Annotated in this window: 6 protein-coding genes and 1 pseudogene; 3 read left to right on the forward strand and 4 right to left on the reverse strand. The window is 64.2% G+C overall.

Annotated elements, in window-relative coordinates; all coding sequences use genetic code 11:
* The 3 genes from Q0R13_RS17120 to Q0R13_RS17130 form a co-directional block, all read right to left on the reverse strand.
* A partial coding sequence (locus tag Q0R13_RS17120) for a TonB-dependent receptor plug domain-containing protein (RefSeq protein ID WP_293906171.1) occupies positions 1 to 619 on the reverse strand: 619 nt, incomplete at its 3' end.
* Between the two features lie 268 nt (positions 620 to 887).
* The gene (locus Q0R13_RS17125; protein WP_293906173.1) at positions 888 to 1385 is read right to left on the reverse strand and encodes a VOC family protein; all 498 of its coding nucleotides are present in this window, start codon (positions 1383 to 1385) and stop codon (positions 888 to 890) included.
* 40 nt (positions 1386 to 1425) lie between these two features.
* Positions 1426 to 2634 carry a CoA transferase gene (locus tag Q0R13_RS17130; protein ID WP_293906175.1) on the reverse strand — a complete coding sequence of 403 codons (1209 nt, stop codon included), beginning with the start codon at positions 2632 to 2634 and terminating at the stop codon, positions 1426 to 1428.
* Positions 2635 to 2805: 171 nt separating this feature from the next.
* On the opposite strand from Q0R13_RS17130, the gene Q0R13_RS17135 reads away from it, so the two are divergent.
* The 3 genes and pseudogenes from Q0R13_RS17135 to Q0R13_RS17145 all read left to right on the forward strand — a co-directional run bounded on the left by Q0R13_RS17135 (position 2806) and on the right by Q0R13_RS17145 (position 6950).
* The gene (locus Q0R13_RS17135) at positions 2806 to 4143 is read left to right on the forward strand and encodes an MFS transporter (RefSeq protein WP_293906177.1); all 1338 of its coding nucleotides are present in this window, start codon (positions 2806 to 2808) and stop codon (positions 4141 to 4143) included.
* Between the two features lie 557 nt (positions 4144 to 4700).
* A pseudogene (locus Q0R13_RS17140) lies at positions 4701 to 4910 on the forward strand (IS110 family transposase); the annotation flags it as partial.
* Between the two features lie 714 nt (positions 4911 to 5624).
* Positions 5625 to 6950 (forward strand): response regulator, encoded by a 1326-nt coding sequence (locus Q0R13_RS17145; protein WP_293906179.1) that lies wholly within the window; start codon positions 5625 to 5627, stop codon positions 6948 to 6950.
* Between the two features lie 5 nt (positions 6951 to 6955).
* Here the strand turns inward: Q0R13_RS17145 and Q0R13_RS17150 are convergent.
* Positions 6956 to 9262 (reverse strand): PAS domain-containing hybrid sensor histidine kinase/response regulator (locus Q0R13_RS17150; RefSeq protein WP_293906181.1); only part of this gene is annotated, 2307 nt, incomplete at its 5' end.

Here is a 9262-nt window from a genome sequence, read left to right on the forward strand (position 1 = left end):
GCGTCTTGCCGTTCAGCACCGGGTCCGTCACCCAGCCATCGAGATGCCGGTGCGTGACAACGACGCGCGCCGCCAGCGTCTCACCAAGCGGAACATTGACGATGCCTTGTGCCAGTTGCTCGTTGTTCTCGCCGTACTTACCATGGAACTCACCCTCGAACCGGCCGAGCACGGGGTTCCTGGTGAAGATGCTTACCACGCCGGAGGAAGCGTTCTTCCCGTAGAGCATGCCCTGCGGTCCCCGCAGCACCTCCACATGGTCGATGTCGGCAAGCGTCGCGATCGCCGACGGATCGGCGAGAACTACCCCATCCAGCACGGTCGAAACGCTCTGCTCGATGCCGCTGGAGAACGACGCCGTGCCGACCCCCCGGATGGCGATCGCCGAGAAGTTCGGCGTGATCGAGGCCTTGAAGTTGACGCTTGTGTCGAGCTTCATCAGGTCCTGCAACTGGGAAACGTTGCGCTCCTGAAGGGTGTTTCCGGTGTAGGCCCCCACCGACAACGGCACGTCCTGGAGGTTTTCGGAGCGCTTCGAAGCCGTCACGATCAACTCATCGATCGTTGCGCCGCTCTCGGCGGCTGTCGCGGGCGACCCGAGAAGGCAGACCGCAAGCATCACAGTCGAAACGCTGAGGAGCAGGCGATGCCTGGGAGCCTTCGACGGTTCCGCGGGCGCATTCGCTACGTGCGTTAGGTCAGACATTTCGGATCCCCCTTCTGAAGCGAAGCTCTTCGGCTCGCCGGGCTATCAACTCACACAGATTGGTGTGTTATTCAATATCTAATTGGTGCGTTTCATAACAGAGCGGCATTGAGGCCCTAAAGACGCTTGGTGGCGGCGGTCAGAAAGGCCCTGTTGGTATCGGCTCTGACGCTAGGCCTAGCTAGGACAACGCCCTCACGCGGGGGTGTAGCAGGCCCGGGTCGAGTTCGATCAGCTCGACGAAGTTGCCGCTGGGGTCGTAGCAGAAGGCGACGGCGATCACCCCCGCCTCGGGCTGTGGTTTCGGGCTGCAGGTGAACCGCACGCCCTTGGCCGACAGCGCCTCAAAGGCCGCCTGAACGCCGCGCGTGTGGAAGGCGATCGTCCTGCGCATGCCGCCCTGAACCTCCTCGCCGGGGTTCGAAAAGACCGCCTTCGGCTCCACCCACTCCACCAGGTCGAGCATCGGCCCGCCGGGATCCGACGGCAGCCCCATCAGCACGCCCCGCCCCTTTGCACGCTTCAGGCCAAGCAGCTCGGCCAGCGAGTCCGGCCACTCCACGTCCCGGTGATCGCTCAGAATTTCAAAGCCCAGCAGCTCATAGAACGCCACCGACTCGCCGATGTCTCGGCAGGTGACCACCGTGTGGAATTGCTGGCGCAGCGCCCAATCACCCATCGCGTACCTCCTGACCTGCATGGACCTCGTCCGAACGAGGTCAGTGATGTGTCCCGATGACGCCGGCGCCACTCAGACCGGCAAGGGCGTCCGCGTCGAAGCCGACTGCCTGCAGCACCGCGATGGTGTCGGCGCCCATGCCCGGAACCGCGCCGCCTCCGGCCTGGCCCAGGCGGAACGCTGGGCCCGGAACCGGCGCCGTCCCGCCGCGCGGCAGATCGACGAAGGCCACCGCCGGCGAGCCCGTCGCGACCGCCTCGTCGTAGATTTGCGCAACCGTGCGCGCGGCGCCGGACACGACGCCCGCCGCCTGCAACTTGTCCATGGCTTCAGCGGAGGTCTGGTGCGCGAACCAGGCGCTGGCGACCTCATTGGCTGCGGCCGTGAGCTCCACGTCCTTGAGGACGTTGGGGACCTTGCCGCTTGCCGCCCATTCCGGCCGACCAATCAGGCCGCAGAAGGCGCGCCACATGCCGGGCGTCACCGGCGCCACATAGATCGGCACGTCCAGGGTCGGGAACATGTTGACGTAGCGGGTGGCCGAGCCCGTTCCCTGGCGCGTCGGCGACTGGCCGAGAGCGCCTCGCGCCGGGATGTGGCCGCTGAGGTATGAGGTCATGACGTCCAGCATGTTGAGTTCGACCAGGCGGCCCTCGCCCGTCCGGGCGCGCCCCCAAAGGGCGGCCATCGCCGCATAGGCCGCGTGCACGCCGGTGGTGTGATCGGCCAGCAGGAACTGGCTCATCATCGGCGGCCTGCCCGGCTCGCCGGTAAGATCTGAGAACCCGCTCATGGCCTGGATCGCGCCGTCGAAGGCGAGGTATCTGGCCTTTGAGCCCGTCGAACCGAAGCCGGTGATGTGGATCATGACGGCGGACGGGTTGACCCCGTGCAGGTGGTCGTAGCCGAACCCGAGTTTCTCAGGCACGCCGACCGAATAGTTCGTCACCACGAGGTCGGCCCAGGCCAGCAACGCGTCCAGCGCCGGCCGCGCCTGCGGGTTCCGCAGGTCCATCGCCACGCTGCGTTTGCGGCGGTTGTGACAAGCGAAATAGAGGCTGTCCCCGTGCTCGCTCATCGGCAGCGCGACCCGCGCCGGATCGCCGTCGAGCGGTGCGATCTTGTTGACGGCGGCGCCCTGGTCCGCAAGCATCATCGTCCAGTGCGGCACCGCGATGTAGTGGCCGATCTCCAGGACGCGAAGACCATCCAGCGGGCCAGGGCTCTCAAGTGCGCCAGTTTCCGTCATTGACTAACTCCCCAATAACAGCACTATTGGAGCATATCTCAACAGGATGCAAGCCGGGTCGGCTTCGAAGAGCGTCCTCTCCGGCTCAATTCCGCCTTTCCGGGCGGAAAACGCGCCAGCGAGAGAACACCTCAATTCGAGCTGGAGCACGGGGGTCATGGGGCAGGAACGATGGCGGCGATCGATACAACGGCCGGACTCGGTGTGACGGTGGCTCGCGGGGCGCCGGCCTATCGGCGCTACGTGCTCTCGCTTCTGATGCTCAGCTACACCTTCAACCTGCTGGATCGGCAGGTTCTCGGAATCCTCGCCGAGCCCATCAAGCTGGCCTTCGCCTTGGCCGACTGGCAGCTGGGCGTCCTGACGGGCGTGGTCTTCGCGCTCTTCTATACAGCTCTCGGCCTTCCCATCGCGCGCCTGGCGGATCGCGGAAACCGTCCGCTGATCATCGCCGTGTCGATGGCGGTCTGGAGCGCCTTCACCGTCGCCTCCGGCCTGGTCCAGAATTATGCCCAGTTGCTCGTCGCACGCCTTGGCGTCGGCATCGGCGAGGCCGGCGGAACGGCGCCGGCCCATTCACTGATCAGCGACTATGCGCCCCGCGAAAAGCGGGCCTCGGCGATCGCCTTCTTCTCGGTCGGCGCGCCCCTGGGCTCCCTCCTCGGCCTGGCGCTGGGCGGGCTCGTGCTGGACGCTTACGGGTGGCGGGCGGCGTTCATGATGGCGGGATTGCCCGGCCTGGCGTTGGCGGGCTTCATCGCCTTCACTATCCGCGAACCGCGACGCCTCCCTGACTTCGACGCCGCCGCGCCGGGCGCCCAGACCATTCCCCTGAAGCAGGCCCTTCGCGAAATCGCCTCTAAGAAGTCATTACTCCTCATTACACTCGGCGGCGGCCTGATCTCCTTCGTGAACTACGGCCAGAGCGCCTTCTACGCCTCCTTCTTCTTCCGCAACCACGGCGAGGCGCTGCAGTCGCTCGCCACGGGCCTGAACCTCGGCATGGCTGGCTTCCTGGGTGTGGCCCTCGGCCTTGCGACCGGGGTCACGGGCGTCGTCGGAATCCTAGCGGGGGGCTGGCTAACCGACCATCTCGCGCGGCATGACCTCCGCCACTACATTACCGTGAAACTGGTCGCGAGCCTCCTGCGCATCCCCTTCATCCTCGGGGCCATGTTCGCCGACAACGTGCTGCTGGCGCTGGTGCTGCTGTCCGGCCAAATGCTGTTCATGGGTGTCGCCGGGCCGGGCGGGTTCGCCGCTGTCCAGGGCCTGGTCCAGCCGCGCACGCGGGCCACCGCCTCGGCCTGCTATTCCTTCTCGCTGAACCTCATCGGCCTGGGCCTCGGCCCGCTGATGATCGGCGCGCTCAGCGACAGCCTCGCCGCCAGCCTGGGCGCCCCCGACGGGCTCCGCTGGGCCATCGTCCTCAGCAGCGCGGTCCTGGTCGTCGCATCCCTCGCCCTATGGCCCGCCCGCCGCTGGTTCAAGGAAGACACTGTCAGCTAGCACGGGGAGGCTGCAGGGATCACGACTACGCGCACGGTCGCGCCTGCCACCACGTACTGGAGCGCGTTCGGAAGGCGCACGCAAACGCACTGGAGGTCGTCCTTGAAAGTTTTGTAACAGCGTGAGCGCATCTGAAGGACGTTCGCCGCCTTAGCCCGCTATTTCGTCAACCAAGCCGTTGCCGTGACACGCGCGCCCAAGCGACCAATTGAACCAGCCATAGGGCCCTTGCCGGCGGAACCGTAACCGGCCACTGGCACGTGATAACCCAAGCGTGGGCAGGCGGCTCTCACCCCAGAGTGGGTGCTCGACTATCGAAGTCGAGGCGGGGTAGAAAATGGCGAGGTCGGGGGACCTGATTAAGTTGTTGCGCCTCTCCGGGCGCTTCCGCAGCGAGGCCCCCGATGGCTGAAAAAACCGACGACACGACATTGGGCTGGCCGGACGAGTCGATCACTGCGCTCAAAGACTTTTTCGAACAGGGATCGATCGGGCTCCATCTCGTCGGAGCTGACGGCCAAATTCTCCGTGCCAACCAGGCCGACTTGGACCTGCTCGGCTATCTGCGCAAGCTGCTGGTCGTGGGCGCGACCTGGGCGATCCGCAGGGCCCGCTCTGGCGCCGTGGCGGCCGGCAGCTGAATCCGATCGCTGCTTGAGCACCAGCCGACCCAGGTCGTCACCGTCGCCATGGCCATCAAGACGGCCCGTATTGCCTGGGCCATCCTTAAGCGCGACGAGGTGTACCGTCCGCTGGCCGTGGCCTGATCAGGATCGCGGCGGCCGAGGCCCACGCTGCGAGCTGTAAGGGGTGCAGAAGGACTGATGATGACAATGTGAACGCGGGCCGCCTGAACAGGACAACCCGAGGTGCTGTCGGAGCCTTGAGCTCCATAGACTGACTGAGATCTGGTCAGCGGACTCTATCTGGGCCAGCGGCCGTCAGCGCCGCGCCAACAGGACGGACAAATGACCGCACCCGACAGATCTCACACCAACCCAACCTCACCCTTGCGGAGCAGGGGCCGTCCACAGATGAAAGCACCCAGCCAAGATATCCGCCGGCCATCGGAAGCGGGCCGTGCGCGGGCGGCCGCCACCGCGGCAGCCCGACCGAGGGGGTACGGAAGGCCTCGCTATGGGCCGGCCGAGTTAGCGTGTCAGTTCCCGTTGCTCTGCAGCTTGCTGACAACGCCTTTGAGGGCGATCGTTAATCAGAATAAAGTTCCGGATAATTGCTGCGCCACAGGACGGCGGCGCTGGTTGTCGACGGCATTTGGCCTCTGCTTGAGACGGAGAGTATTGCGACGTGGAGATGACCCTGCCCTATGCTGTCTTTACACTGGCGGCCCTTCTGGTTACCGGCCTCGGTGCTTTCGCTCCGGCGTCCAGGCCGGTCGACCGGGGTGAGGCGGCGAATCGCACCACCCTTACTAACGTCGGGGTCGCGACTATGAACGACTGCCTCGGTAGGACCGGATTATGAAAGTACGTTTTTGGGGAACGCGGGGATCGATAGCCACTCCCGGGCCCGACACAATCCATTTCGGCGGCAACACGTCGTGCGTCGAGGTCACCACCAATAGCGGTGCGCATCTGATCCTGGACTGCGGAACGGGCGCGCGCAGGCTAGCCGGTGATCTCATGAGCCGGGATGAAAAGCCTATCAGCGTCAACATTCTCGTTGGACATACGCACTGGGACCATATTCAGGGCTTTCCCTTTTTCAGTCCCCTATTCGTGCCTGGTAACTCTGTGGCAATTTATGGACCAGAAGGCGGGCGCCGATCTCTGCACGATGTGCTGGCTGGCCAAATGGAATTTACCTATTTCCCCGTTGAGCTGAACCAGTTGCCGGCCGCGATCACCTACAACGACCTGAGTGAGGGTATTCAAACGATTGGCGGTTTGCGGATCGCGGCACAGTATCTGAATCACCCCGCTATGACCTTGGGCTACAGACTTGAAGGCGACGGGGTCGTGATCGTATACTTGGTGGACCACGAGCCATTCTCGGATAGACTGTGGCGCGCCGACGCCGAACCCGGCCATATTGCATCGATCCTGCACGACGGTGATCGCCGCCATGCGAATTTCATGGCGGGCGCGGACCTCGTGATCCACGACGCGCAGTATACGCCGGAGGAATACCCCGCGAAGAAGACCTGGGGCCACTCTACCTACGACTACGCAGTTCGAATGAGCGCAGCTGCGGGTGTGCGACGCCTCGCACTGACCCATCATGACCCAGACCACAACGATCACTTCGTCGCCGAGATCGAAGACAGGGCCCGCACACTGGCAACCCAGTGCGGTACGGGACTCGACGTGTTCTGCGCATATGAAGGCTGCGAACTGCTGGTGGAGCCGGTTAAGGTCTTAACGCCTTTTGTAGCGCCAGCCTCGGGGCAACCGAATGTCTTGCATCAACGATTTCGCGTCCTCGTGGTGGACGACCAGCCAGACATGCTTGCTCTGATTGAGCGTGCGCTACAGGATGAGGAATACATTGTCACCACGGCGAGCAACGGACCCGAGGCCTTGCGGATGATCGCTTCGCAAATCCCCGATCTCGTCGTACTCGACTATAAGATGGCCGGGATGGACGGGATGGCCGTCACGACAGCGCTTCGCTCGACGCCCGAGACGAAGAGCCTTCCGGTGCTGATGCTGACGACGAAAACGGACGAGCCAAGCACTCGCGCCGGATTCGCAGCCGGGGTCACCGACTATGTCACCAAGCCTTTTTCCTTTCCCCAGCTCGCCTCAAGGGTTCGCGCCTGCCTTAATCGGCATGGTTCGCCATGATTTTTCTAGGGGTGCAACGCCAGCCTGACGCCATCCAGATACGCGCCAAAATCGGCCACCGCTGCTCGTGAGAGGTCCAAGTCTGCGGCGTCGGCCGCCTGCTCCAGAACGTCGCCAATGTCCGAGAGCGCCGGGAATCCGTAAGCACCGCCCGAGCCCTTCATCTGATGCGCTACAAAAGTGATCGTCTCGAAGTCCTCACTCGCCACGGCCGCAAGCAACGTGGCGAAGGTCCGGCGACAATTCTCCAAGTACCCGGGGATCAAATCTCGATATCTTGGATCCATAGGATGCGAGGTCGCGTCCGCGCGCCCTCGCTCCTTCGCTTCTGAACCCGCCCCGACGATCGAGTGATCCTTGATGGCCTGGAGCAGCACCTCCTGCTTGATCGGTTTGGTCAGGTACGCGGTGCAACCGGCGGCCAGGCAGGTCTCGCGGTCGCCCTTGAGGGCGGAAGCCGTCAGGGCAATGATCGGGGTGGCCGGCCGGCCGTTTTCGATCTCCCAGGCGCGGATCGTTCGGGTGGCCGCGAGACCGTCCATAATCGGCATCTGGCGGTCCATGAGCACTAGGTCGTAGCGGCCCTCCTTGAACATTTCGCAGGCCCGAAGGCCCGTCTCGGCCACATCGATCCGGTAGGGAGTGTCCTCGAGATAGGCGAGCGCAATGACGGCGTTGTCCGGGGAGTCTTCGGCCATCAGGATGCGCAGCGGCGGCAACGGCGCCTCCGGGCGGGGCCCTACCGGCGCCGCCACTGTCCGGTCAGGGACCCGCCAGGTTTCAAACGGCAGCGAAAAAGAAAAGACGCTGCCTTTGTCGACCTCGCTTTTGACCCAGATGCGGCCGCCCATCAGCTCTACCAGCTGGCGCGAGATGGTGAGCCCGAGGCCCGAGCCCCCGAACCGGCGGGTCGTGGAGGAATCGGCCTGAGTGAAGCGCTCGAACACCTGCCCGAGCTTGTCCTCGGCGATGCCGATGCCGGTGTCGGAGACGACAAACCGCAGAGCCATCGGGGCGGTCGGATCGTCGTGCGGCTCCACCTTCAGCGAGACCCTGCCAGCCTGCGTGAACTTGATGGCGTTGCCCAGCAGGTTGAGCAGGACCTGGCGAAGCCGGGTCGGATCGCCCACCAGATTGGTGTTGACGCCGGGGCCGATCTCGCGGGTGAGGGTGAGGCCCTTCTCGTGAGCTCGCGAGGCCACCATCTCGATCACCTTCTCCAGATGGTCGCTCAGGGAAAAGCCGGTCTGCTCCAGGTCGAGTTGGGAGGATTCCACCTTCGAGAGATCGAGTATGTCGTTGATCAGGTTAAGAAGGTTGTCGCCGGAACGCTGGAAAATCTGCACGAACTTTTGCTGCTCGGGCGTCAGCGCCGTCTTCGCCAGGAGGTCGGCGATTCCCATTATCGCGTTCATGGGGGTGCGGATCTCGTGGCTCATGCTGGCCAGGAAGTCGGACTTGGTGCGACTAGCGCTCTCCGCGGCCGCCTTCGCCAATTGCAACTCCACCTCGACTCGCTTGCGCTCGGTGACGTCCCGGGCGGCGGCGAACACCCCCTGAAGCTTGCGGTTCCGGTCGAAGAACGTGGTGGCGTTGTAGGAGACCACCGTCTGCTTGCCGTCGCGGGCCCGGGCGGTGAGCTCGTAGTCGGTCACCGACTTCTCCCTCAGCACCCGCTTGATGCCGGCCTCGGCCCGGGCCGGGTCGGTGAAGCAGTCCTTGAACGGGGCGCCGATGAGTTCGTCCCGGGTGCAGCCGGTCAGCGCTTCCATTTGCTTGTTGACGTCGGTGATGATGCCCGCCGGATCCGTAGTCATCAGGGCGTCGATGTTCGATTCGATCAGCGAGCGGGTGTAGAATTGCTGGTCGCGCAGCCGCTGATCGGACTTCTTCTGCTCCTCCTCCACCTCCTTGCGCGCGGTGTTGTCGGTGCCGATCAGCAGGTAGCCAATGATAACGTCCTGGGCGTCACGCAGCGCCGTTACCGAGACCATCGCGGGAAACCGCGTCCCGTCCTTCCGGATGTAGGTGAGCTCATAGATGTCTTCGATGCCGCGCGAGGCTTTGAACACCAGGGCCTCGAAGCCCGGCGTAATCGGAGTGCCGAGTTCGACGCTGAGCGCCCCCGCGCGGGCAATCAGTTCCTCCGGATCGGAGATATCCGCCGGGGTGATCTTGTTCATCACGTCAGCGGCGGCGTAGCCCAGCATCTTCTCGGCGCCGACGTTGAAGATCTGGATCACACCCTTTGCGTCGGTGGCGATGCTCGAAAAGTTGGCGCTGTTGAAGATCGCGCTCTGCAGCGCCCCGGC

This window comes from Phenylobacterium sp. (assembly GCF_025351295.1).
GTDB lineage: Bacteria > Pseudomonadota > Alphaproteobacteria > Caulobacterales > Caulobacteraceae > Phenylobacterium.